This window comes from Bradyrhizobium sp. CSA207 (genome assembly GCF_029051685.1).
Classification (GTDB): domain Bacteria; phylum Pseudomonadota; class Alphaproteobacteria; order Rhizobiales; family Xanthobacteraceae; genus Bradyrhizobium.
Genome location: NZ_JAACFT010000013.1, coordinates 35,712 through 58,026 on the forward strand (window position 1 = coordinate 35,712; position 22,315 = coordinate 58,026).

Below are 22,315 nucleotides of genomic sequence, written 5' to 3' on the forward strand. Positions count from 1 at the left end.
CGGGAGGGGGCACCCATCACGCCTCGATATCAAGCGCGCAGTCGAAATTCGGCGCGGAATGCGTCAGCGCGCCGGATGAGGCGTAGTCGACGCCGGTTGCCGCGATGGCCGCGATCGACTCCAGCGTGACGCCGCCGGAGGCCTCCAGCGCGACGCGGCCCTCGCTGAGCCGCACCGCCTCGCGCAGCGTCGCAAGGTCCATGTTGTCGAGCAGCACTGCGTCGGCCAATCCGGTGTCGAGCACCTCGCGCAGCTGCGCCAGCGTATCGACCTCGATCTCGATCTTGACGAGATGGCCGGCATGGGCGCGCGCGCGCTCCAGCACGGGGCGGATACCGCCGGCGACGGCGATATGGTTGTCCTTGATCAGGATCGCATCGTCGAGGCCGAAGCGGTGATTGAAGCCGCCGCCACAGCGCACCGCGTATTTCTCCAGCGCACGCAATCCCGGCGTCGTCTTGCGCGTGCAGCAGATGCGCATTTTTGTGCCTTCGGTCTGATGGACATAGTCCGCCGCGAGCGTGGCGACGCCCGACAGCCGGCCAACAAAATTCAGCGCGGTGCGCTCCGCGGTGAGAATGGCGCGCGCGGGCCCGGAAATCGCCAGCACCTGCTGCCCGCGGGCAACGCGCGCGGCGTCGCGGACATGCGCACGTACCTCGATGTCAGGCGAGAGCTTGTGCAATGTCGCCAGCGCCAGCGGCAGTCCTGCGATCACGCCGGACTGGCGCGCGACCAGGACCGCCTGCGCCTTGGTTGCTTCGGGAATCGTCGCAAGCGAGGTGATGTCGCCGGCGCGGCCGAGATCCTCGTCGAGTGCGCGGTGCACGGCCTCGTCGATCGCGAGCGGGGACAGGAAGGCGTCGGGATTGAGCAGTGAGACTGGGCTGATCATCGGAGGCTCCGTCAGGCGATCATGGGTTGGGCGATGCGCGGCCGTGCACGATCGGCGAGGCTTTCCGCCACTTCGCGTGCTGCCGTGAGCGTGGTCATGGTTCGCTGCGCCAGCGCCGACACGTCCGCCGGATGGTCGGAGCGGAAATGTGCGCCGCGGCTCTCGCGCCGCGTCCAGGCCGCGGCAGCAACGAGCAGGGCTGACGTTGCCATGTTGCGCAGTGCAGTGCTTGTTGCCTCCTGTTCGATCGCGGCAAAGCTGCGCACCGCATCCGCAAGCCCGTCGTCGTCGCGAACCACGCCGACATGAGAGCTCATCGTCGCCCGCAGCCGCCTTACGCTCGCCGCGTCCAGTGCTCCGCTACGCGGCGTCACCAGCGCGTCGGGGAGACGGGCGGGCGATGGGATCGCGCGGCCGGCGATGTCGTCGGCGATGCGTGCAGCATAGACCACCGCCTCCAGCAGCGAATTGGAGGCGAGCCGGTTGGCGCCGTGCGCGCCCGTGGACGACACCTCGCCGCCGGCCCACAGCCCGTCGATCGAGCTGCGGCCGTGCTCGTCCACCGCGATCCCGCCCATGTGGTAGTGCGCGGCGGGCGCGATCGGAATGGCTTGCGTCGCGGGATCGATGCCGGCCGCGGTGCAGCTTGCATACACGGTCGGAAATTTTTCGGCGAAGCGTGTCCCCAGCGCTTCCCGCGCATCAAGGAATGCGCCGCGCCCGGCCGCGATCTCGGCGAACACGCCGCGCGCCACGATGTCGCGCGGGGCAAGCTCGGCGAGCGGGTGACGTGCCGTCATGAAGCGCTCGCCATTGCCGTTGATCAGCGTCGCGCCTTCGCCGCGCAGCGCTTCGGTCGCAAGCGGCGCCGGGTCACGGCCGACCATGATCGCGGTCGGGTGGAATTGCACGAATTCGGGATCGGCGATGTCAGCGCCGGCGCGCGCCGCGATCGCAAGCCCCGATCCGCCAGCTTCGACCGGATTGGTGGTGACGCTATAGAGATGGCCGATGCCGCCGGTCGCTAGCACCACCGCGCGGGAGGCGATCATCATCGGCCTTGCGGAAAGATTGCCAGCTTCGCGCAGCTGAAGACCGGTGACGGCGCCGTCCCGGGTCTGGAGCGCTTCGGCGACAAAGCCTTCGATGACACGGATCGACGGCGTGCGGCGCACGGCTTCGCTCAGTGCGGCGATGATCGCGGCACCCGCGCCGTCGCCGCGCACATGCACGATGCGGCGCGCCGAATGTGCGGCTTCGCGCCCGACGGCAAGCCGGCCTTCGAGGTCGCGGTCGAACGGCACGCCATAAGCAAGCAGGTCGTGAATCCGCGGGCCAGCCTCGCGCGCGATTCCGAGCGCGACCCTCTCGTCGACGATGCCGCCGCCGACCGCGATGGTGTCGGCGGCATGTGCCTCCGGGCTGTCGCCTTCGGCGACTGCCGCAGCGATGCCGCCTTGCGCCCATGCGGATGAGGCGCCCTGTCCGAGCGGCGCCGCCGCGATCAGCGTCACCGGCCGCGGCGCAAGTTTCAGCGCGCAGAACAATCCGGCAAGCCCGCCGCCGACGATGACGACGTCGTCGGTGGAGCGGGTGAGATTTTCGATGGTGTTTCTTGTCATAGCTCTCTCCAAGCTCTCAACAGTCGTCCCGGCGAAGGCCGGGACCCATACGCCGCGGCGAAAATTGTTGCGCGAAGCTGTCCAACGTTCTTCGCAATCACATCTTCCTGTGGTTATGGGTCCCGGCCCCCGTGCGCAATTGCGCACTAGGCCGGACCGACACCGTGCGTGTTGCCTTCAATGCTTCAGATTGATCATCCGCTCGACCGATCGCCTCGCGCGCTCGGAGATGGCTGGATCGATCGTCACCTCCTCGCCAAGCGTCAGCAGGCTGTCCAGAATGTTCGCGAGCGTGATGCGCTTCATGTGCGGGCAGAGATTGCAGGGGCGCAGCATCTCCACGTCGGGCAGCTCGGCGCGCACATTGTCGGCCATCGAGCATTCCGTGATCATGACGAGCCGCCGCGGTCGCCGCGCGCGCACCCAGTTGATCATGTGCGCGGTCGAGCCGGTGAAGTCGGCTTCGGCCAGCACGTCCGGCGGGCATTCGGGATGGGCGATGATCTGCACGGACGGATCGGCCTCGCGAAGCCCGCGCAGCTCATCGCCGGTGAAACGCTCATGCACCTCGCAGGCGCCCTTCCAGGCGATGATCTTCACGTCGGTCTTCGAGGCCACGTAGGTCGCAAGATAGCGGTCGGGCAGGAAGATCACGCTCGGCGCGTTCAGGCTCTCGACCACCTGCACCGCATTCGAGGAGGTGCAGCAGATGTCGACTTCGGCCTTCACTTCGGCGGAGGTGTTGACGTAGGCGACTACCGGCACGCCGGGAAATTTTTCGCGGAGCAGGCGGACGTCCGCGCCGGTGATGCTGGCTGCAAGCGAGCAACCGGCGCGCGAATCCGGGATCAGCACGGTCTTGTCCGGGTTGAGCAGCTTTGAGGTCTCCGCCATGAAGTGCACGCCGCACTGCACGATGATGTCGGCCTTCACCTTGGTGGCTTCGACCGCGAGCTGCAGCGAGTCGCCGCCGATGTCGGCGACGCCGTGAAAGATCTCCGGCGCCTGGTAGTTGTGGGCGAGGATCACCGCGTTGCGCGCGATCTTCAGCTCGTTGATCGCCTTGATGGTCGGCGCCATCGTTGGCCACTCGATCGGCGGGATCACATGCTTCACGCGCTCGTAGAGCGAGGCGGTGGCCTGTTCGACCTCCGGCGTCCATTCCAGCGACGGCTTCGGCAAGGCGGCCGCGCGCCTCGCCGGCGCGGCGCGAGGAAAGCTGGTCTGACCCTGCGGGCGGTTGGCAAAGTCGTCAGGCCCGTAGATTCCAGTGATCGGCATCGAAGCCTCCCGTGAATGTCAAATATACTCAATATGAGTATATGCGGGACTTGAGAAATCCGGCCGCGAGGCCGGGTGGGATTTCAAAAGCGCCAGATATACTCAATCTGAGTAGATCGAAGATAACACGTCCGGGCAAGAGCCGCTAGGTCCTGCGGCACACATTCTCGTCAAAGCAGCTCCGACGTCGTCGGGTGAGGCCTCGTTGAAACGCAATGCTCCCCGGCGAGCCCTTCGTAGAACGCAGCCATATTTGACTTGGGACTTTCATGCACTTGCATTAAACGCCTGAGTTCGCGGTTGCCTGGTCGTAACCCGCCAACGATAGACGAGGTGCTCCATGTCGATCCAAGTGGGCGAACTCCGTTCGCGTTCTTCCTGGCGCACGCCGGCCGTCATCATCCTTTGCGGCTGCGCCATCGGCATGCTCGGCTTCGGCCCGCGCTCGGCGCTCGGTTTCTTCGTGCAGCCGATGAGCCATGAGTTCGCCTGGGGCCGCGATGTGTTTGGCTTGGCGATCGCCTTCCAGAATCTGCTGTGGGGATTGGGTCAGCCGATCGCCGGCGCGGTTGCCGATCGCTTCGGCCTGTTCCGGGTGATGTGCGTCGGCGCTCTGCTCTATGCCGGCGGCCTGCTCTTGATGCGCTATTCGTCGACGCCGCTGTCGCTCGACATCGGCGCGGGCGTGATGATCGGCTTTGGCCTGGCCGGTTGCTCGTTCAATCTGGTGCTGTCGGCGTTCAGCAAGCTGTTGCCAGCCGAGAAGCGCGGCCTTGCACTCGGCGCCGGCACCGCAGCGGGCTCGTTCGGCCAGTTCCTGTTCGCGCCCATTGGTGTGGCCCTGATCGACAATTTCGGCTGGCAGCAGGCGCTGACCGTATTCGGCTTCCTGATGCTCCTGATCATCCCGCTGTCGCTGGCGCTCTCGACGCCGCCGGTGGAAAGCTCTGCGAGCGAGGCGCCCGCGGAACAACAATCATTCACCAAGGCGCTTGCAGAAGCCTTCGGCCATCGCTCCTACGTGCTGCTGGTGCTCGGCTTCTTCACCTGCGGCTTCCAGCTCGCCTTCATCACGGTTCACTTGCCGGCCTTTCTGGTCGACAGCGGCATCTCGGCGCAGACCGGCGGTTGGGTCATAGCGGCGATCGGCCTGTTCAACATCGTGGGGTCGCTGAGCGTCGGTTACCTCCAGAACTATTTGCCCAAGCGATTCATCCTCTCCACGATCTATTTTGCCCGCGCGCTCGCGACGCTCGCCTTCATCTCCTTCCCGATCACGCCGTTCTCGGCGATTGCGTTCGGGGCGATCTCGGGCCTGACCTGGCTGTCGACGGTGCCGCCGACCTCGGCGCTGGTGGCGCTGATGTTCGGCACGCGCTGGCTCTCCACGCTCTACGGCTTCGCCTTCGTCAGCCACCAGGTCGGAGGTTTCCTCGGAGTCTGGCTCGGCGGCATCGTGTTCGAGCGCTTCGGTTCCTACACGCCGATCTGGTGGCTCTCGATCCTGTTCGGCGTGCTGTCGGCCCTGATCAATCTTCCGATCGTGGAGAAACCGGTCGAGCGAGCGGTTGCGCAGCCTGCCTGATCGGCTAAACATCCCCCGAAACAAGTCAGGGAGTTCAGCCATGGCCACATTCAAGGCGATCCGGATCGACAAGGCGGACAAGGGCACCACCACGCAGCTGGCGCAGTTCGACGAAGCCGAGCTGATGGACGGCGACGTCACCGTCCACGTCGAATGGTCCACACTGAACTACAAGGACGGCCTCGCGCTGACCGGCAAGGCGCCGGTGGTGCGCCGCTTCCCGATGATCGCCGGCATCGATTTCGCCGGCACTGTCGAGCAGTCCTCGCATCCGCAATGGAAGGCGGGCGACAAGGTCGTCTGTACCGGCTGGGGCATGGGCGAGACCCATCTCGGCGCCTATGCCGAGAAGGCGCGAGTGAAGGGCGACTGGCTGGTCGCATTGCCGCAGGGCCTGTCCGCGCGCGATGCAATGGCGATCGGCACCGCCGGCTTCACCGCGATGCTTTCGGTGCTGGCATTGGAGAAGCACGGCCTGTCGCCGAAGAGCGGCCCCGTGGTGGTCACGGGCGCAGCCGGAGGCGTCGGCTCGGTCGCGACCGCTGTGCTGTCGAAGCTTGGCTACCACGTCATCGCCTCGACCGGCCGCGCGTCGGAAACGGAGTACCTGAAAGAGATCGGTGCGGCCGAGGTGATCGATCGCAGCGAATTGTCGGGGGCGGCCAAGCCGATCGCAAAGGAACGCTGGGCCGGTGGCGTCGACAGCGTCGGTTCGACCACGCTCGCCAACCTCTTGTCGATGACGAAGTATGGCGGTGCGATCGCCGCCTGCGGTCTCGCCGGCGGCATGGACCTGCCGTCGTCGGTCGCGCCGTTTATTTTGCGCGGGGTGTGCCTTCTCGGCATCGATTCGGTGATGTGCCCGATCGATCCCAGGAAAGCCGCCTGGCAGCGCCTGGCATCCGATTTGGATCGGACGAAACTATCTGAAATCACTCATGAAATTTCGCTCGACCAGGTTTCGGAGTGGGGCGCCAAAATCCTTGCCGGCCAGGTCCGCGGCCGCGTCGTGGTAAAAATTGTCTGACGGCGTTCAGACTTTACCAACCAAGCTGCTTCAATGTCGCCATGGTTAGTATGGTAAGCAGCGGGTAAAGAGATCAGGCATCGCCCGCTGCATGGGTTCGTCGGAGTAAGAGCATGCTTGCGCGTATTGTGTTGGGGGCCGTCACGGCGGCAGTGACGTTTGCGCCGGCCATTGCCGGAGGCATGAACGCCGATGAGGCGCGCCGCTTCGTTGCCGGCAAGGTGTTTGCTTTCACCTGTTTCGATGGCACCCGCGGCGCAGGCCGCATCCTCGATGATCTCGGCGCTGCCGGCGCGGTGCAGTTCTCGGGTTCAGGTCCCACACGCCACCTCCGCCTTCCCGGCAATACGCTCCAGATTCGCGGCCAGAACGTCTGTGCCTCGATCAAGGGCATTCCGTTCGAGCCGTGCTTCAACCTGGAAAAGACCGACGATCGCAGCTTCCGCGGCTCGGTCTCGGGCATGGGCTTCGCCTATTGCGACTTCCGCCATCAGGGCGGCAATCAGATGCTGATGGCCCGCGCCGTTGCGCGGCCGCGCTCGTTGCGTACCTCGGAGCACACCGGTTCGGTCGGCGGCTCGAACACCGAGGTCGCGGCACGAGTCGAAACGCCGCGCGTCGAGAGCACCCGGCTCGATCCGGTCAAATCCGAAGCCAGGCCGGAGCCCGCCAGGAACGAAGGCCCGCTCGAGCTGCGCCGTTCGACCGATTGAACCCCGAGCCGCGCGTCGCCGATTGCGCGAACTCCCTGTTGACGATTTCCAGCAGCCATCAAGCCGCCGCGCCGTAGTCATACGGACGGCGGCTTTCATGCGTTGGTAGCGAGTAGCGCCTCAGTTTGCGTACGGCCGGGGGGTGCGGCCCGATAAAAGGGTTCGACGATGTCGCTGTACTTCTTCCGCATCAGCACCGGCCCCTATTCCGGTGCTGCCGATCAGCCCTACGAGTTCGAGGATCGCGCAGCCGCGTGGACCGAGATGACCGAGGTCTGCGCCAACCTGCTCGGTACCATCGCGCGCAATCTGAAGCCGAATGCCAAATGGAGCATGGAATTGCTCGACGAGAACAAGACGCCGGTGTTTCGCATCAGCCTCGTCGGCGAAGCTGGGAGCTGAAGCCAGCGCGACGGTGGGCGGACATTAACGAACGTCACGACGGAAAAACCGCGAGGTCCTCCATCGCTGCACGTGAAAAGTGTGCAAATCTGCTGAACTAAGCAGCGTTTCCGTATTTGTACTCAGCCCGCGCAGCTCATGCTTAACGCTAATGAGGAATCTGACCTCTAGCCTTCCTGGGATGTTCACGCGTGTGGTCGTGGCAATTCGTATCCCGGGAATGTTTCAATGATGCTCATTCAGAACCTGCGAATTGGCACTAAGCTCGCCATCACCTCCGCGCTGGCCATCGGGCTCGTGGCGCTGATGATCTTCCTCCAGATGAGCGGCGGCGCCGAGGTCCAGAAGCTGAGCAATGGGGCATCTGGACAGCAGTCGATCGCGCAAAACGCCGCTGAAGCGAAGGCGTCGGTCCGCGGGATGCAGATCGGCATTCGTGATATTCTGACTTCGTCCTCGCCGGCCGAGATGCAGAAGGCTGTCACCTATTTCAACGACCGCCAGACGGCGGCTCTGAAGTTCTCGGGCGAGATGGCGAAGCTTTCGCATTCGCCGGAGAATCGCAAGCGGATCGACCGGTTGATTATATTGATCGGAAACTTCCAGAAGGGCGAGCAGCAGATCGAAGCGATCCGCAAGCAGGAGCTCGCGCTCGACGGGAAGAACGAGGGCGAAGCGGCGGCGCAACTTGCAAAGCTGGTGGCCGAGGTCGGCCGCATCCGCAAGGAAACACTCGTTCCGATCAACGAAGAGATCTCCGAGCTGACCAACGAGATCACCAACTTTGCCAAGGAGAGGAGTGTAGAGGCTCGTGCCGAAGCGGAAGCGGAGGTCGCCTCGGTTGCGCGGACGTCGCTCGGCGCCGGCGTGCTGGTCGCGCTGGTCCTGATCGGCACGTGCATTTTCTCCGTCTTCAGCATCGCGCGGCCCATGCGCGCGTTGACGGCGGCGATGGAGAAGCTCGCCGACGGAGACTTCTCGGTCGTGCTGCCGGGCCTCGGCCGCAAGGACGAGGTTGGCGAAGTTGCCGGCGCCGTCGAGAAATTCAAGATCGTATCCGAGCTGAAGGCGCGCGAGGAAGCGGAAGCCAAGATGCGGCAGGATCAGATCGCTGCGGAGCGGCGCAAGGCAGAGATGCACAAGCTCGCGAATGGATTCGAGACGGCCGTGGGCGAGATCGTCGACACCGTTTCCTCGGCTGCGACGGAGCTCGAGGCTTCGGCGTCGACGCTGACCTCGACGGCGGAGCGTGCGCAGGAACTGACCACGATGGTGGCCTCGGCCTCCGAGGAGGCGTCCACCAACGTGCAGTCGGTGGCCTCCGCGACCGAGGAGCTGTCGTCCTCGATTACGGAGATCAGCCGCCAGGTGCAGGAATCGGCACGGGTGGCGAGCGAGGCGGTCAGCCAGGCCCGCACCACGACGAACCGTGTCGGCGAATTGTCCAAGGCGGCGGCGCGGATCGGCGACGTAGTCGAGCTGATCAACACCATCGCCGGCCAGACCAATTTGCTGGCGCTCAACGCCACGATCGAGGCGGCGCGCGCCGGCGAGGCCGGCCGCGGCTTTGCCGTGGTCGCCTCCGAGGTGAAGGCGCTCGCCGAGCAGACCGCGAAGGCGACCGGCGAGATCGGCCAGCAGATCTCGGGCATCCAGGCGGCGACGCAGGATTCGGTCAGCGCCATCAGTGCCATCAGCGGTACCATCGAAAAGCTGTCCGAGATTTCGTCCACCATCGCGGCGGCGGTCGAGGAGCAGGGCGCAGCGACGCAGGAAATCTCCCGCAACGTGCAGCAGGCCGCGCAGGGTACCCACGAGGTCTCGTCCAACATCACCGACGTGCAGCGCGGGGCAAGCGAGACCGGATCGGCGTCGTCGCAGGTGCTGGCGGCCGCGCAGTCGCTCTCCGGCGACAGCAATCGCCTGAAGCTCGAAGTCGGCAAGTTCCTGAGCACGGTGCGCGCAGCGTGAGGCACTTCCCGACAAGTCGACTCCTGCAACCTCGATCTCCGTTCCCAGCGTCGGGCGAAAAGACGAGATCGGCGAGATGGCCGGCGCGGTCGAGGTCTCCAGGAACAACATGGCGGAAGCGGGGTGCTCCGCGCCGTAAGGACGTCAGCCGTTCCGTCCGAACGGTGCGTCGCAATCGCGGTACGTTGGTGCGGCGCTGCGGGATATCCGCGCAGCTGCAAGATATGGTTGCAGAGAAAATAACGCCGACAAGGCCGCGCCCGTAATTTTAACGTAGGCTCCTGTTAACGCCTGTTTGCGACTATGTGCGCAATCTTACCGGATAAGAACCAGCCAGCACTGTTGAGCTGACCTCCGTCTCGTCGCCGTCATGGCGGTCGCGGCGCAGGCGACACGTGCGTTGCCAGGTATCATCGGGATTGGGTGTGATGTCGAAGTTGTCGATCGTTTTCAAGCTTCTGACCGTGCTGACGGTCCTCGTGCTCTCGCTTGCCGGCGTCGGCGTGACGGCGATCGGCACCATGCAGAACATCAACGCGCACACCGTCGAGATCGCGGAGAGCTGGCTGCCGAGCGTGCGGGCTCTCGGCTCGCTTCGCGCCGACATCAATGAGCTGCGCGTGGCGCTGCGCTTGCACCTGATGCAGGACACCACTGAGGGCAAGGACGCGGCAGAGAAGCGGCTTGCCTCGCTCCGCGAGCGCATCGAGAAGACCCGCAAGGTCTACGAACCGCTGATCACCGGTGCCGAAGAGCGCTCGCTCTACGGGCAATGGACCAAGGCGTGGGCCGAGTATCTGAACGGCGTGCAGGACGTGATGGCACTGTCGCGCAAGAGCGTTGGCCGTTTCCCGGCCGACGCCAACGAGCTGTTGCAGACCAAGGTCGCGAAGATGGCCCAGGCTGCCGATCCATTGCTCCAGAAGGGCATCGAACTCAACAACCGGGGCGCCGAGCTGGAGACGAAGCAGGCCGCCGACAGCTACGCCATGATCTTCCGCGTACTGGTCGGCATCATCGTGGTCTCGGTCGTGATCGCGATCGGCGCGGCCTATTATCTCGTGCGCGACGTTTCTCGGGGTATTGCTTCGATCATCAGTCCGATGCAGTCGCTCGGCGAGGGCGATCTTTCGGCCGAGGTGCCGCATCGCGGTGAGAACACCGAGATCGGCTCGATGGCGAATGCGCTCCAGATCTTCAAGGAGGCGCTGATCGCCAAGAAGGCGGCCGACGAGGCCGCCGCGCGCGATGCCGAAGCCAAGATCGAACGCGCCCGGCGCGTCGACGCCATCACCCGCAATTTCGAGATCATGATCGCCGAGGTGGTCGAGACCGTCTCGGCGGCCTCGACCGAGCTCGAAGCGTCTGCGGCCACCTTGACCGGCACCGCGCAGCGCGGGCAGGAGCTCGCGACCGTCGTTGCCGCCGCCTCCGAGGAGGCATCCACCAACGTCCAGTCGGTGGCGTCGGCATCTGAAGAGCTGTCGTCGTCCATCACCGAGATCAGCCGTCGCGTGCAGGATTCGGCGCGGATGGCTGCCGAAGCCGTCGAACAGGCGGCGCGGACCAACGAGCGCGTCAACGCGCTGTCGGTGGCGGCCTCTCGCATCGGCGATGTCGTCGAGCTCATCAACACGATCGCAGGCCAGACCAACCTGCTGGCGCTGAACGCGACCATCGAGGCGGCGCGTGCCGGCGAGGCCGGCCGCGGCTTCGCCGTCGTCGCCTCCGAGGTCAAGGCGCTGGCCGATCAGACCGCGAAGGCGACCGGCGAGATCGGAGCCCAGGTCTCCGGCATCCAGGCCGCGACCGGCGAGTCCGTCAGCGCCATCCAGGAGATCGGCGGCACCATCGAGCGGCTATCCGAAGTGTCGTCGGCCATCGCCGCCGCCGTCGAGGAGCAGGGCGCGGCCACGCAGGAGATTTCGCGCAACGTGCAGCAGGCCTCGCTCGGCACGCAGGAAGTTTCGTCGAACATCACGGACGTGCAGCGCGGCGCGATCGAGACCGGCTCGGCCTCGACCCAGGTGCTGTCTGCCGCCAAGTCGCTCGCGAGCGACAGCACCCGTCTCAAGGTCGAGGTCGCGCAATTCCTGGAGTCGGTTCGCGCGGCCTAGAGGCGGCGCAGCCGAAAGCCGGTGAGGGATTACAGGCTCACCGAACGCTGCGGCCCCTCACCCGGATTGCTGCGCAATCCGACTCTCCCCGCTGGGGAGAGGTGAACACCTCGGCACGACCGAACGCCGCTGCGTTCCAGCTACAGGCCTGACCTCTACGTGCTTGTCTGCGGAGCCGGCGGCGGAGCGACCTGCCGTCGGAACAGGATGCGCTGGTAAAGCCAGCCGATCGCGACCAGCACGATTCCGAGACACATGAAGGACAGCGCGCGGTAGACGCCGGTCAGCGTCGACATGTCGATGACGAAGGCCTTGAGGATCGTCAGCGCGATCACCGCCGCCGATGCCAGCCGCGCCCGCTCGGAGTTGACGAAGATGCCGACGCCGAGCAGCACCACGCCGAAGGCGAGCCAGCCGATCGAATAGGTGTATTGCTCCGCACCCGTGGTCTCGCCGCCGAGCAGAATCGGTCCATGATAGAAGCGCCGGATCTCCAGCGTGACGTAGGCGAGCGCGAACACCAGTGCCCCGCTTGCGATCGTGTTGGCGTAGGTCCTGCCGCGTTCGCCGACAACCGCATAGGACAGCAGCAGCATCAGCACGGCCGGCAGCGCGTAGCCGAGCAGCAACAGGTTGAACACGAGGCCGCCGACATCGGTCCTGCTCCACAGCAACGGGTTCTCCAGGATCAGCAGGCCGAACACGCTGATGAGGCCGGCAATTACGGTGAGAATGACCGCACCGACCTTGTGCACGACGCTATGGCTCCTCAGCCTTAGCCGCTCGAGCCCGATCGCCATGGCCAGCATCACGCAGACCTGGAGCGCGAATTCGAGCAGCGACGGCGGCGAAGTCATGCGGCCGCCGGTGGCGAAGTGACGGATTTCCATGAAGGCCAGCAGCGCCGTGAACAGGATCGCGGCGGCCTCCACCATGCGCAGCGGCGCGTCGTCGCCGCGGCGGTGCAGGAAATGGCTCGCCGCCCAGAACGACAGCGCCGGCAGGCCATAGCCCCACAGCAGCCAGTTGAAGATTGGCGTGGTGCCGACGTCCGCGCCGACGATGCGGGGATCATAGCCGATCCGCGCGGTGACGATCGCGGCAAACGCGGCAGCGAGCCAGCGCAGGAACGGGATCGGCCGCTGCATCGAGATCCAGGCGGTGCCGAGCGACATCAGTGCCAGTGCGATGGTGAGCCAGCCCTTCTCCAGCGCAAAAGTCAGCGCCAGCGCCAGCGCGCCGAGCGTGCCGGTCGCGAACAGCGCGGTGGAGACCGCAACGCCCGGACGGGTTTCGCGGCGGGTGAGCGCTTCGGTCGCAGCACCGAACGCGGCAGCGAGCAGGACTGCGAGGATCGCAAAGGGGATCGAGCGGTCGAGATGGGCGATGCGTGCGTAAAGCGCAACGAGAATTGCAATGGGGGTGGCAACCGCAGCCGCCGACCACACCACCGGGATGATCGCCGAGTTCGAGCGTCCCTGCGCCAGGAAGCCTGCGATGCCGAAACCGGCGGCGAAGATCGCGGCCATCACCAGATGCAGTGTCACCGCGCTGTCGATCGCGGCCGGTCCGACGCCGGGGAGCGGTCCGCCCGGCAGCACCAGCATGTCGGGATTGGCACGCACCGCCCATTCGGCGAACACGATGAAGACGGTGGCTGCGGCCGCACCCAGCGCGCCGGTGGCCGCCGGCGCGCGCCAGGCCACGAACAGCGTTGCGGCCACCAGGAGGGTGAAGGCGATCAGCGCCAGATCGGCATGCGCGCTCGACAGCACGATCAGCATCGCGCCGAACAGATAGGCGCCGAGCGAGCTCGACGAGACCGGCTCGATCTCGCCGTCCCCGATCGTGGGGCCGAACATGAAGCCGCAGACGACGAGCAGGGCGGCCAGCACGAAACCGGCGATCACATGGAAGGCGTGCGGTGCGACCTGCAGCTCGCCGGCGTCGAGGCCCGGGAGGATCCAGAGCACGGCGAAGGCGATGGTGGTCACCGCAAGCCAGCGCCACAACCGGATGCGGGCGAGGCCGAAGCTCGCGGCGGTGACGATCGCGAGATAGACGTAGAGCGCCCAATAGTCGGGCTTGCCGCTGGAGACGAGGGCGGGCGTCACGAATGCGCCGATCACGCCGAGGCCGGCCAGCGCGGGGCCGTGCAGCAGCGCTGCGGCGAGCGTGCCGAGTGCGACGAGGCCGAGCAGCACGAAAGCGGTGGCGGGCACGAGGAAGCCGTAGAGCGCGTAGGCCGCGTAGATGGTGGCAAACGCCACCGCCGTTCCGGCCGCGGTGAGGATCGCCGGAATGTTGGCAATCGGCAGCGCCGCCATGCTGGAGATACTCTCCTTGCGCCGCGTCCATTCCCCGGCACCTAATAGCGCCAGCGCGAACAGGCCGCCGAGGAACACCCGCACGCCGGGGCCGACCAGCCCGGCCTCGATCGAATAGCGCACCATGAAGAAGCCGCCGAGCGCGAGCGCAAGGCCGCCGATCCACACCACCCACCGGGTGCCGAGCCGCTCCTCGAAGCCGGGCTCTGCGGCGGGCACGGGAGGCGGCGCGATGTTGTCCGTGCTCGTCTCGATCGGCGGCGGCGTGACAGGATCGGTCACGAGCGGTGGCGGCGAAACTGGTTCGGCCTCGGGCGCAAGCGGTGGTGGTGCTGCTGCGGCAGTCGTCGTCAACACCTGTTCTGGCAACGGCACCGGCGGCGGCTGGATCGGCCGCTGTGCCTGCAGCGTCGCCTCCAGCGAACTCAGCCGGCGGCGCAGCTCGGTCACCTGGTTGGAGGCCTTGATCGCGACCAGGAAGGCAGCGATGGCAAACAGCGCCGCAAGGACGTTGAACGGGTCGTCGAACATAAGGCCTCCTGGCGACCGGCGCACATGGGCCGCCGCGCAAATCCTGATCTAGCGCCGGGAGCGCACGCGCAAGCCGGGCGCCGGCCGTTCCTGGAGCACGTCGCGGCGGAAGCGATAGAGCGCCGCCGGCCGCCCGCCAGTCTGTGTCGACATCACCCCGGTCGGTTCGACCAGGGCTTCGGTTTCGACCAGGCGCCGGAAATTCTGCTTATGCAGGTGCCGGCCGGAGATTGCCTCCACCGTGTACTGCAGTTCGGTAAGTGTGAACTCGGCCGGCAAAAGTTCAAAGACGACAGGACGATACTTCAGTTTTGCGCGCAGCCGCGCAATCGCGGTGGCGAGGATCCGGCGATGGTCGAACCGCATCGAGGTGCCGAGTGCCGGAAGCGACTTGCGCGCTAATGCCGCAGGGCGGCCGTCCCGCCGCGCCTCCTCGATCAAGCCGGCTTCGTACAGAAGCTCGTAGCGGTCGAGCACGCGCTCCTCGTCCCAGGGAGCGCCGTCGAGACCGAAATAGAACCGCACGCGATCCTTGCGCGGCAGCGCTCGCGTGGTCTCCGGCGTCTCGTCCCCGGCCCATTTGGTCAGCTCCGGGATGATGTCGCGGGCGATGATCGCGGGCGGCGCCTCGCGCCAGTCTTCCCAGGGAAAGAAGCGATACCAGGGCTCGAAGCTCGCGCCCGTCGCAGCGAGTTCGCCGCCAACAGCACGCGTGAGCGCGAGATAGCCGATCGAAACCATGTGCGCGCCGGTGTCGCCGGCCTCCGCATGACGGCCGCGATCGCCGAACGTATAGAGCTGCTCGACATAGCCGAGCCGCAGGCCCGCCTGTGCCTCGACCCAGGCGCGCAGACCGATCTCGAAGGTGCGGTGGCTTGGCGCATCGAACGGGCCGAACGGCAGGCCGGCAAGCCCGTCATTGCTGCGCGCGGTGAGGACCAGCGGCTCATGATCCTCGATCGCGACGATCGCCGCCGTCAGGCCGATCTCGATCGGCGTCAGGAGCTTTTCGCTCATGCGGATAGGATCGCAGGGGTAGCCACAAACTCGTCATGCCCGGGCTTGTCCCGGGCATCCACGTTCTTCGTGCCGCGAGCAAGATCGTGGATGGCCGGGACAAGCCCGGCCATGACGGTGTGGAAGCATCTCCGCACAGGCTCACCACAGGCATATGCGATTGCGCTGCCCGCAAGCGGGAGAGGGAGCGCACCTATGCTGTGGCGCGCACCCGTCATTCGAGCTCGATCACGAAGGGGCGACCCTCGACCATCATGGCGCCCGGGCCCATTTCGTCGAGCGCGCGCAGCATGCGGCCGTTGCGCCCCAGCGCGCGGTCGGCGAGACCGACGATGCGCCGGTTCGGCGAGGCGATCGGCGAGGCCGAGCGGATCTTTTTCGCGATCTCGATCTCGTCGCGATTTGGATTGAGTGCGCACACGGCGGCAAACGCGCTCGCGGTGGAGCGGCTGATGCCCGCGTAGCAATGCACCACCAGCGGCGCGCCGCGGTCCCAGCCGCGCACGAAATTCAGCACCTGATCGATATGCGTTTCCGACGGCGCGACAAAGCCGTCCATCTCCTCGGTGATGTCGTCCATCGACACCTTGAGATGGTTGGCAGGCAACACCGACACCGGCCGCGCCACCTGCTCGACATTGGCCATCACGGTCAGCACATGGCTGGCCCCGGTAAGGCGGACGGTTTCGGGAAGCGCGGCGAGGGAACAGACGTGGATCATGACGGACCTTTTTGCGGATTATAGCCGCCGCCGTAGGGTGGGCAAATGCGCATCGCGCCGTGCCCACGATTTCGCACTCCGCGCAGCTTGCTTTGTTTGGTGGGCACGCTTCGCTTTGCCCACCCTACGAAAGGCTGATGCTCACGCAAATACCGCGTTGAACCGCTCCAAAAACTGCTTCTCGGCCCGCGCCGCCGTCCAAGGCGTCAGGTAGTCGCGCCGGACGCTGTCGGAGAGGCCTGGATCGCGGCCGAACAGGCGCTTGGCCTCGGCGTCGCTGAAGCCGGCGAGCTCGGTCGCCTCCAGATAGGCCGCGCCGCGGTCGGCCGCCTTGATCTGTTGGGTGATCTCGTCGGCGAGCACCGGCGGCAGCCCGAAACGGATATGGATCGCGCCGAGCAGCCGCTTCTCGACCGCCTTGTAATGGCCGTCGAGCACGGCCTTGAACGGCGAGATCATGTCGCCGATCACATATTCGGGCGCATCGTGCAGCAGGGCGGCGAGCCGCAGCCGCTGATCGGCGCGCGGCATCTCGTGCCGCATCACGGTCTCCACCAGCAGCGTGTGCTGCGCCACAGAGAAGATGTGGGCGCCGGTGGTCTGCCCGTTCCAGCGCGCCACACGTGCCAGCCCATGCGCAATGTCGGCAATCTCGATATCGAGCGGCGAGGGATCGAGCAGGTCGAGCCGCCGTCCCGACAGCATGCGCTGCCAGGCGCGGGATGGCACATCGCGCGCGGCGGTCTTCTTCGCCGTCATTTGACTTTGAGGCGCGGCTTGCGCTGCGCTTTGCCGCAGCTCGCGTGGCAGTGGCAGTCGACGAGGTGGTCGTTGACCATGCCGGTCGCCTGCATGAAGGCATAGACGATGGTTGGGCCGACGAACTTGAAGCCGCGCGAGGCCAGCTCCTTGGAGATCTGCACCGACAGCGGCGTCGAAGCCGGCACGCTCGCGGTCGTCTTGAAATGGTTGACCTTGGGCCGGCCGTCCATGAAGTCCCACAGCAGCTTCGAGAAGCCCGGGCCCTTCTCCATGATGTCGAGATAGGATTTTGCGCTGAGGATCGCGCCGTCGATCTTGGCGCGGTTACGAATGATGCCGGCATCGTTCATCAGCGCATGGACCTTCTTCGCATTGTAGCGCGCGATCTTCTCCGGCTGGAAATCATCGAACGCTTTGCGGAAATTGTCGCGCTTGCGCAGGATCGTGATCCAGGACAGGCCGGCCTGGAAGCCGTCGAGCATCAGCTTTTCGTAAAGCGCGCGGTCGTCATATTCCGGCACGCCCCATTCGGTGTCGTGATAGGCGACGTAGAGCGGATCTTCGCCCGGCCATGGGCAGCGCGTCAGGCCGTCGGCATGGAGGCGGGACGCACGGCTCATGCGATGGGCTGCTTGGTTGGAATGCGCACGACGTCAGGTTCCGCCAGCCTCAACGCCAGGCCGCCGGCGGTGAGCGGCTGGCCCGCGTCGAGCGCGTCGGCGACGCGGTCGATGCGCACCAGCGCGATGCCCTTGCCGTCGGCAGTCGAGCCGATGGTGCCGACCGGCTTGTCGCCGGCGAGGATGGTGGCGCCGGCCTCAGGCGCGGCCCCTTCGAGCAGCACCTTGACGCTGCGGGTGCGTGCGGTGCCGCGATGCTGCATGCGCGAGACGACCTCCTGGCCGACATAGCAGCCCTTGTCGAAATCGACGCCGGCAAGACGATCCATGTTGGTCTCGTGCGGAAACGCATCGCTGTACATGAAATCGAGCCCGCCGCGCGGCACCCCGAGTGCGATGCGGTGGGCCTCGTATGCAGCGGCGTCAACGAGCTCGGCACCGATGAGATCGGACAGCTTCTGCTTGAGATCTTCGGGAATCAGGATGCGATAGCCGAGTTCTTCGTTGCGCGGGTCGGCGAAGGCGAGGTCCGGCTGGGCCGCGAGCTTGCCGTCCCAGGCCGCGAGCACGCCGAGCTCGCCGGAGAGGTTCTCCACAACGACCTTGGCACGGAGCTTGTAGAATTTCAGCTTGGTGGCGAGGGTGTCTGCCAGCACTTTTGGACAGTCGATCAGGAACCCGCCGCCATGGCCGGGGGGCACCTCCGTGATCAGAAAATCCACGGTAATCTTGCCCTGCGGCGTCAGCAGCGCGCCGAATCGTCCCAGGCCGGGCTTGAGCCTGTCGACGTCGGTGGTGACGAGGCCGTTGAGGAAGTTGCGCGCATCCTCGCCCGCGACCTTGACCACGCCCCGGTCGGGAAGAAACGCTGATTTCATGCGAAAATCTCTTGCGACATGTTGCTCCGGAACGTAAGCCCGCAACGCATAAACGACAAGACCTCGAGCCCCGCGCTTGGGGATGAGAGAGGCCTTTTGCCATGACCCAGCGTTTCGACGTCATCCTCAAGGGTGGCACCGTGGTCAACCAGGACGGTGAGGGCGTCCGCGATGTCGGCATTGCCAATGGCCGCATTGCCGAGATCGGCGCGCTGTCGCAGGCCTCCGCTGCGGAGGTGATCGACTGCAAGGGCCTGCACATCCTGCCCGGCGTGATGGACACGCAGGTGCATTTTCGCGAGCCCGGGCTGACGCACAAGGAAGACCTTGAAACCGGCTCGCGCAGCGCCGTGATGGGCGGCGTCACCGCCGTGTTCGAGATGCCGAACACCTCGCCGCTCACTGTGAATGAGGCCGAGTTCACCGACAAGGTGCAGCGCGCCCATCACGGCATGCATTGTGATTTCGCCTTCTTCATTGGCGGCACCCGCGAGAACGTGCAGGACCTGCCCGTGCTGGAACGTGCGCCCGGCTGTGCGGGCGTCAAGGTGTTCATCGGCTCCTCGACCGGCGCGCTGCTGGTGGAGGACGACGAAAGCCTGCGCCGCATCTTCCAGGTGATCGGCCGCCGTGCGGCGTTTCACGCCGAGGACGAATATCGCCTCAACGAGCGCAAGTCGCTCCGCATCGAGGGCGATACCCGCTCGCACGCGGTCTGGCGCGACGAGACTGCGGCGCTGATGGCGACGCAGCGGCTGGTCAAGCTTGCGCACGAGACCGGCAAACGCATCCATGTGCTGCACATCTCGACCAAGGAAGAGATCGAGTTCCTGCGCGACCACAAGGATGTCGCCTCCTGCGAGGCGACGCCGCATCATCTGACGCTGGCCGCGCCGGAATGCTACGAACGGCTCGGCACGCTGGCCCAGATGAACCCGCCGGTGCGCGGGGCGGATCACCGCGCCGGCATCTGGCGCGGCATCGAGCAGGGCATCATCGACGTGCTCGGCTCCGACCACGCGCCGCATACGCTGGAAGAAAAGCAGAAGACCTACCCGGCCTCGCCCTCGGGCATGACCGGCGTGCAGACGCTGGTGCCGCTCATGCTCGACCACGTCAATGCGGGCCGCCTGTCGTTGGCAAGGTTCGTCGATCTCACCAGCGCCGGCCCGGCGCGCCTCTACAACATGGCCTGCAAGGGCCGCATCGCGGCCGGCTACGATGCCGACTTCACCATCGTCGACCTCAAGCGCAGCGAGACCATCACCAACAAATGGGTGGCCTCCAAGGCCGGCTGGACGCCCTATGACGGCATGCGCGTGACGGGTTGGCCCGTCGGCACCTTCATCCGCGGCCGCCGCGTGATGTGGCAGGGCGAGCTGGTGACGCCATCGCAGGGCGAGCCGGTGCGGTTTCTGGAGACGCTGAAGGAGTAGGCGTATCACTGTCGAAGGGGCGCGATGTCTCCCCACACTCGTCATTGCGAGCGAAGCGAAGCAATCCAGACTGCCGCCGCGGAGAGATTCTGGATTGCTTCGCTTCGCTCGCAATGACGTGGGGAGAGGTCTACGCGTCCTCTCGAACGGGAGAGCAGTCCGATGTCCCAACCATCCCTCCTCATCACCACCGAACAACTCGCCGCCATGCTCGGCGATCCCGGCCTGCGCCTCTACGACTGCACGACCTATAACGAGCCAGTGCCGCCGGGCAGCGATGTGCCTTATCGCGCAGTGCCCGGCGACAAGACGTTCGAGGCGGGTCACATCCCGGGCGCCGATTTTCTCGACCTGCAAGGCGAGTTCTCGGACACCTCCGCGCAGCATTTGTTCATGATGCCTGGTGTGGCCCAGTTAGAGGCCGCCTTCGGCCGCCATGGCCTCGATGCATCGAGGACCATCGTGCTCTACAGCATCGGCACGATGATGTGGTCGACGCGGTTCTGGTGGATGCTGCGCTCGCTCGGCGTCGATGCGCGAGTGCTCGACGGCGGGTTCGACAAATGGAAGGCCGAGGGGCGGCCGGTCGAGACGGGCGCAGCAAAGGGATATCCAGCGACGAGCTTCAAGGCCGCGCCGCGGGCGGGTTTCTTCGTCGACAAGGACACGGTCATGGCGCGGATCGGCAATCCCGCAACCGCAATCGTCAATGCGCTCGGCCCACAGTTTCACCGCGGCCTTGAGCCGAGCCGCTACGGCCGGCCTGGCCGCATTCCCGGCAGCGTCAACGTTCCCGCCGCCTCGCTCGTCGACGGCGCCGGCAAGACGCTGACGACGCTTGCAGATGCGGAAGCGAAATTCGCGAGCCAAGGCGTCACGCGCGACAAGGACGTGATCTGCTATTGCGGCGGCGGCATCTCGGCGACGATCGATTTGCTCCTGCTGACGCAGCTCGGCTACGACAAGCTCACGCTCTACGACGCCTCGATGGGCGAATGGGCGAGGGATCCGGCGCTGCCGATCGAGACGGATTAGGGGATTCCCGGGAACGTTTTTGGCGGACCAGCATCCAATGTCCGAAAAGCTGGAGACGCGCCCGTGATACATCGCACCGCAACATTTCCGGCCCTTGAGGACGGCGCGCCCGAGGCTGAACTGGTTCGCCGCGCGCGAGCCCGCGACGAGGCGGCGCTGCGTACCATCATGCAGGCCAACAACCGCAGGCTCTACCGGCTCGCCCGTGGCATCCTGCGCAGCGACAGCGAGGCCGAGGATGTGGTGCAGGAGACCTATGTCCGCGCATTTACGAATCTCGACGGCTTTCGCGGCGAGTCCAGCTTATCGACCTGGCTGTCGCGCATTGCGATCAACGAGGCGCTCGGCCGCGTACGCAGTCGGAAGCCGCAGGTCGAGTTGGGATCCGTGCCGGAGGCAACGCTCGAAGCGCAAATCATCCAGTTCCCCCTCTCGTCCGCCGCAAGCGATCCGGAAAAATCCATGGCCCAACGTGAAATCCAGCGCGTCGTCGAGCACGCCGTCGATGAATTGCCGGACGTCTTCCGCATGGTCTTCATAGCGCGCGTGATGGAGGGGATGAGCATGGAGGTGACGGCCGAGCTGCTCGGCGTCAAGCCTGAAACTGTGAAGACCCGGCTGCACCGTGCGCGCGCGATGTTGCGCGAAAATGTCGAGAAGAAGATCGGTCCGGTCGTGATGGATGCCTTCCCGTTTGCCGGCCGGCGCTGCGAGCGTCTGACGGAGGCCGTGCTCAAGCGCCTGGGTGGCGCGTAATTTTTCGGGAACGTTCGCGCGGAATTCTCATCCAACTCCTGTGCAAGCAAGCAGCCGGGAAAACTCCGGCGCCACAGGAGTATCAACCATGTTCGTCCGATGGAGCGCGGCGATCGCTGCGGTCGCCCTTTTGTCCGGCCCTGCGCTCGCGCAAGGCACCAAGCCCACCGATCCGCAGATCGCACATATCGCCTACACCGCAGGCGTGATCGACGTCAATGCCGCCAAGCAGGCGGTGAAGAAAGCCAGGAGCAAGGACGTCAAGGCGTTCGCCGAAGACATGTTGCGCGACCACGAGGCGGTCAACAAGCAGGCGCTCGCGCTGGTCAAGAAGCTGAACGTCACGCCCGAAGACAACGACACCAGCAAGGCGCTTTCGAAGCAGGCGAGCGATAAGCTCGCCGAGCTCGACAAGCTGAACGGCGCAGCCTTCGACAAGGCCTACGTCGCGAATGAGGTCGCCTATCACGAGACGGTCAACGGCGCGCTGGAGACCCAGCTTATTCCCTCTGCCAGCAACGCGGAACTGAAGAGCCTGCTGCAGACGGGCTTGAAGATATTCCAGGGCCATCAGCAGCACGCCGTGCATGTCGCGGCCGAGCTGAAGTAGAGGAGGGAT

General features: G+C 65.7%; 19 protein-coding genes. 10 read left to right on the forward strand and 9 right to left on the reverse strand.

The window, feature by feature from the left end; genetic code table 11:
* Positions 1 to 16 precede the first annotated feature (16 nt).
* The 3 genes from nadC to nadA all read right to left on the reverse strand — a co-directional run bounded on the left by nadC (position 17) and on the right by nadA (position 3,798).
* Positions 17 to 895 carry a carboxylating nicotinate-nucleotide diphosphorylase gene (gene nadC / locus GWG65_RS16190; RefSeq protein WP_275196571.1) on the reverse strand — a complete coding sequence of 293 codons (879 nt, stop codon included), beginning with the start codon at positions 893 to 895 and terminating at the stop codon, positions 17 to 19.
* 11 nt (positions 896 to 906) lie between these two features.
* On the reverse strand, positions 907 to 2,517 hold the full coding sequence (locus GWG65_RS16195) for an L-aspartate oxidase (RefSeq protein WP_275196572.1): 1,611 nt from the start codon (positions 2,515 to 2,517) through the stop codon (positions 907 to 909).
* Positions 2,518 to 2,694: 177 nt separating this feature from the next.
* Entirely contained in the window at positions 2,695 to 3,798 is a 1,104-nt protein-coding gene (gene nadA, locus GWG65_RS16200) for a quinolinate synthase NadA (RefSeq protein ID WP_275196573.1), read from the reverse strand.
* A 340-nt stretch (positions 3,799 to 4,138) separates the two neighbouring features.
* Between nadA and GWG65_RS16205 the strand changes: the two genes are divergently transcribed.
* The 6 genes from GWG65_RS16205 (at position 4,139) to GWG65_RS16230 (ending at position 11,613) form a co-directional block, all read left to right on the forward strand.
* Positions 4,139 to 5,383: an MFS transporter gene (locus tag GWG65_RS16205; RefSeq protein WP_275196574.1), complete on the forward strand. Its 1,245-nt coding sequence runs from the start codon at positions 4,139 to 4,141 to the stop codon at positions 5,381 to 5,383.
* A gap of 40 nt (positions 5,384 to 5,423) precedes the next feature.
* Positions 5,424 to 6,410 (forward strand): MDR family oxidoreductase, encoded by a 987-nt coding sequence (locus tag GWG65_RS16210; protein ID WP_275196575.1) that lies wholly within the window; start codon positions 5,424 to 5,426, stop codon positions 6,408 to 6,410.
* Positions 6,411 to 6,523: 113 nt separating this feature from the next.
* Entirely contained in the window at positions 6,524 to 7,123 is a 600-nt protein-coding gene (locus GWG65_RS16215; RefSeq protein WP_275196576.1) for a hypothetical protein, read from the forward strand.
* Positions 7,124 to 7,291: 168 nt separating this feature from the next.
* Positions 7,292 to 7,525 (forward strand): hypothetical protein, encoded by a 234-nt coding sequence (locus tag GWG65_RS16220; RefSeq protein ID WP_275196577.1) that lies wholly within the window; start codon positions 7,292 to 7,294, stop codon positions 7,523 to 7,525.
* 228 nt (positions 7,526 to 7,753) lie between these two features.
* A complete protein-coding gene (locus GWG65_RS16225; protein ID WP_275196578.1) occupies positions 7,754 to 9,496 on the forward strand; it encodes a methyl-accepting chemotaxis protein in 1,743 nt (580 codons plus the stop codon).
* 428 nt (positions 9,497 to 9,924) lie between these two features.
* Entirely contained in the window at positions 9,925 to 11,613 is a 1,689-nt protein-coding gene (locus GWG65_RS16230; protein WP_275196579.1) for a methyl-accepting chemotaxis protein, read from the forward strand.
* A gap of 155 nt (positions 11,614 to 11,768) precedes the next feature.
* Here GWG65_RS16230 and GWG65_RS16235 read toward each other — a convergent pair whose 3' ends face one another.
* The 6 genes from GWG65_RS16235 to GWG65_RS16260 form a co-directional block, all read right to left on the reverse strand.
* A complete protein-coding gene (locus GWG65_RS16235; protein ID WP_275196580.1) occupies positions 11,769 to 14,471 on the reverse strand; it encodes a DUF2339 domain-containing protein in 2,703 nt (900 codons plus the stop codon).
* Positions 14,472 to 14,519: 48 nt separating this feature from the next.
* Entirely contained in the window at positions 14,520 to 15,488 is a 969-nt protein-coding gene (locus GWG65_RS16240) for an NAD regulator (RefSeq protein ID WP_275196581.1), read from the reverse strand.
* Positions 15,489 to 15,702: 214 nt separating this feature from the next.
* Entirely contained in the window at positions 15,703 to 16,209 is a 507-nt protein-coding gene (locus GWG65_RS16245; protein WP_275196582.1) for a protein tyrosine phosphatase, read from the reverse strand.
* 141 nt (positions 16,210 to 16,350) lie between these two features.
* On the reverse strand, positions 16,351 to 16,968 hold the full coding sequence (locus GWG65_RS16250) for an HD family hydrolase (protein WP_275196583.1): 618 nt from the start codon (positions 16,966 to 16,968) through the stop codon (positions 16,351 to 16,353).
* On the reverse strand, positions 16,965 to 17,591 hold the full coding sequence (locus tag GWG65_RS16255) for a DNA-3-methyladenine glycosylase I (RefSeq protein ID WP_275196584.1): 627 nt from the start codon (positions 17,589 to 17,591) through the stop codon (positions 16,965 to 16,967). The genes GWG65_RS16250 and GWG65_RS16255 overlap by 4 nt, the downstream gene beginning before the upstream one ends.
* Positions 17,588 to 18,469: a folate-binding protein gene (locus GWG65_RS16260; RefSeq protein ID WP_275196585.1), complete on the reverse strand. Its 882-nt coding sequence runs from the start codon at positions 18,467 to 18,469 to the stop codon at positions 17,588 to 17,590. Before GWG65_RS16260 ends, GWG65_RS16255 begins: the two co-directional genes overlap by 4 nt.
* Before the next feature lie 101 nt (positions 18,470 to 18,570).
* Here GWG65_RS16260 and GWG65_RS16265 point away from each other — a divergent pair, with 101 nt between their 5' ends.
* From GWG65_RS16265 to GWG65_RS16280, 4 genes are all read left to right on the forward strand, one after another.
* Positions 18,571 to 19,905 (forward strand): dihydroorotase, encoded by a 1,335-nt coding sequence (locus GWG65_RS16265; RefSeq protein WP_275196586.1) that lies wholly within the window; start codon positions 18,571 to 18,573, stop codon positions 19,903 to 19,905.
* Between the two features lie 162 nt (positions 19,906 to 20,067).
* Positions 20,068 to 20,940, forward strand: coding sequence for a sulfurtransferase (locus tag GWG65_RS16270; RefSeq protein WP_275196587.1), 873 nt, complete (start codon positions 20,068 to 20,070; stop codon positions 20,938 to 20,940).
* A 66-nt stretch (positions 20,941 to 21,006) separates the two neighbouring features.
* Positions 21,007 to 21,696: an RNA polymerase sigma factor gene (locus GWG65_RS16275; RefSeq protein WP_275196729.1), complete on the forward strand. Its 690-nt coding sequence runs from the start codon at positions 21,007 to 21,009 to the stop codon at positions 21,694 to 21,696.
* Positions 21,697 to 21,784: 88 nt separating this feature from the next.
* Positions 21,785 to 22,306, forward strand: a complete 522-nt coding sequence (locus GWG65_RS16280; protein WP_275196588.1) for a DUF4142 domain-containing protein — start codon at positions 21,785 to 21,787, stop codon at positions 22,304 to 22,306.
* Positions 22,307 to 22,315 lie beyond the last annotated feature (9 nt).

Bases quoted from the DNA above. Each gene is read 5' to 3' on its own strand.
- nadC (WP_275196571.1), bottom strand. From the start codon at position 895: ATGATCAGCCCAGTCTCACTGCTCAATCCCGACGCCTTCCTGTCCCCG.
- GWG65_RS16195 (WP_275196572.1), bottom strand. From the start codon at position 2,517: ATGACAAGAAACACCATCGAAAATCTCACCCGCTCCACCGACGACGTC.
- nadA (WP_275196573.1), bottom strand. From the start codon at position 3,798: ATGCCGATCACTGGAATCTACGGGCCTGACGACTTTGCCAACCGCCCG.
- GWG65_RS16205 (WP_275196574.1), top strand. From the start codon at position 4,139: ATGTCGATCCAAGTGGGCGAACTCCGTTCGCGTTCTTCCTGGCGCACG.
- GWG65_RS16210 (WP_275196575.1), top strand. From the start codon at position 5,424: ATGGCCACATTCAAGGCGATCCGGATCGACAAGGCGGACAAGGGCACC.
- GWG65_RS16215 (WP_275196576.1), top strand. From the start codon at position 6,524: ATGCTTGCGCGTATTGTGTTGGGGGCCGTCACGGCGGCAGTGACGTTT.
- GWG65_RS16220 (WP_275196577.1), top strand. From the start codon at position 7,292: ATGTCGCTGTACTTCTTCCGCATCAGCACCGGCCCCTATTCCGGTGCT.
- GWG65_RS16225 (WP_275196578.1), top strand. From the start codon at position 7,754: ATGATGCTCATTCAGAACCTGCGAATTGGCACTAAGCTCGCCATCACC.
- GWG65_RS16230 (WP_275196579.1), top strand. From the start codon at position 9,925: ATGTCGAAGTTGTCGATCGTTTTCAAGCTTCTGACCGTGCTGACGGTC.
- GWG65_RS16235 (WP_275196580.1), bottom strand. From the start codon at position 14,471: ATGTTCGACGACCCGTTCAACGTCCTTGCGGCGCTGTTTGCCATCGCT.
- GWG65_RS16240 (WP_275196581.1), bottom strand. From the start codon at position 15,488: ATGAGCGAAAAGCTCCTGACGCCGATCGAGATCGGCCTGACGGCGGCG.
- GWG65_RS16245 (WP_275196582.1), bottom strand. From the start codon at position 16,209: ATGATCCACGTCTGTTCCCTCGCCGCGCTTCCCGAAACCGTCCGCCTT.
- GWG65_RS16250 (WP_275196583.1), bottom strand. From the start codon at position 16,968: ATGACGGCGAAGAAGACCGCCGCGCGCGATGTGCCATCCCGCGCCTGG.
- GWG65_RS16255 (WP_275196584.1), bottom strand. From the start codon at position 17,591: ATGAGCCGTGCGTCCCGCCTCCATGCCGACGGCCTGACGCGCTGCCCA.
- GWG65_RS16260 (WP_275196585.1), bottom strand. From the start codon at position 18,469: ATGAAATCAGCGTTTCTTCCCGACCGGGGCGTGGTCAAGGTCGCGGGC.
- GWG65_RS16265 (WP_275196586.1), top strand. From the start codon at position 18,571: ATGACCCAGCGTTTCGACGTCATCCTCAAGGGTGGCACCGTGGTCAAC.
- GWG65_RS16270 (WP_275196587.1), top strand. From the start codon at position 20,068: ATGTCCCAACCATCCCTCCTCATCACCACCGAACAACTCGCCGCCATG.
- GWG65_RS16280 (WP_275196588.1), top strand. From the start codon at position 21,785: ATGTTCGTCCGATGGAGCGCGGCGATCGCTGCGGTCGCCCTTTTGTCC.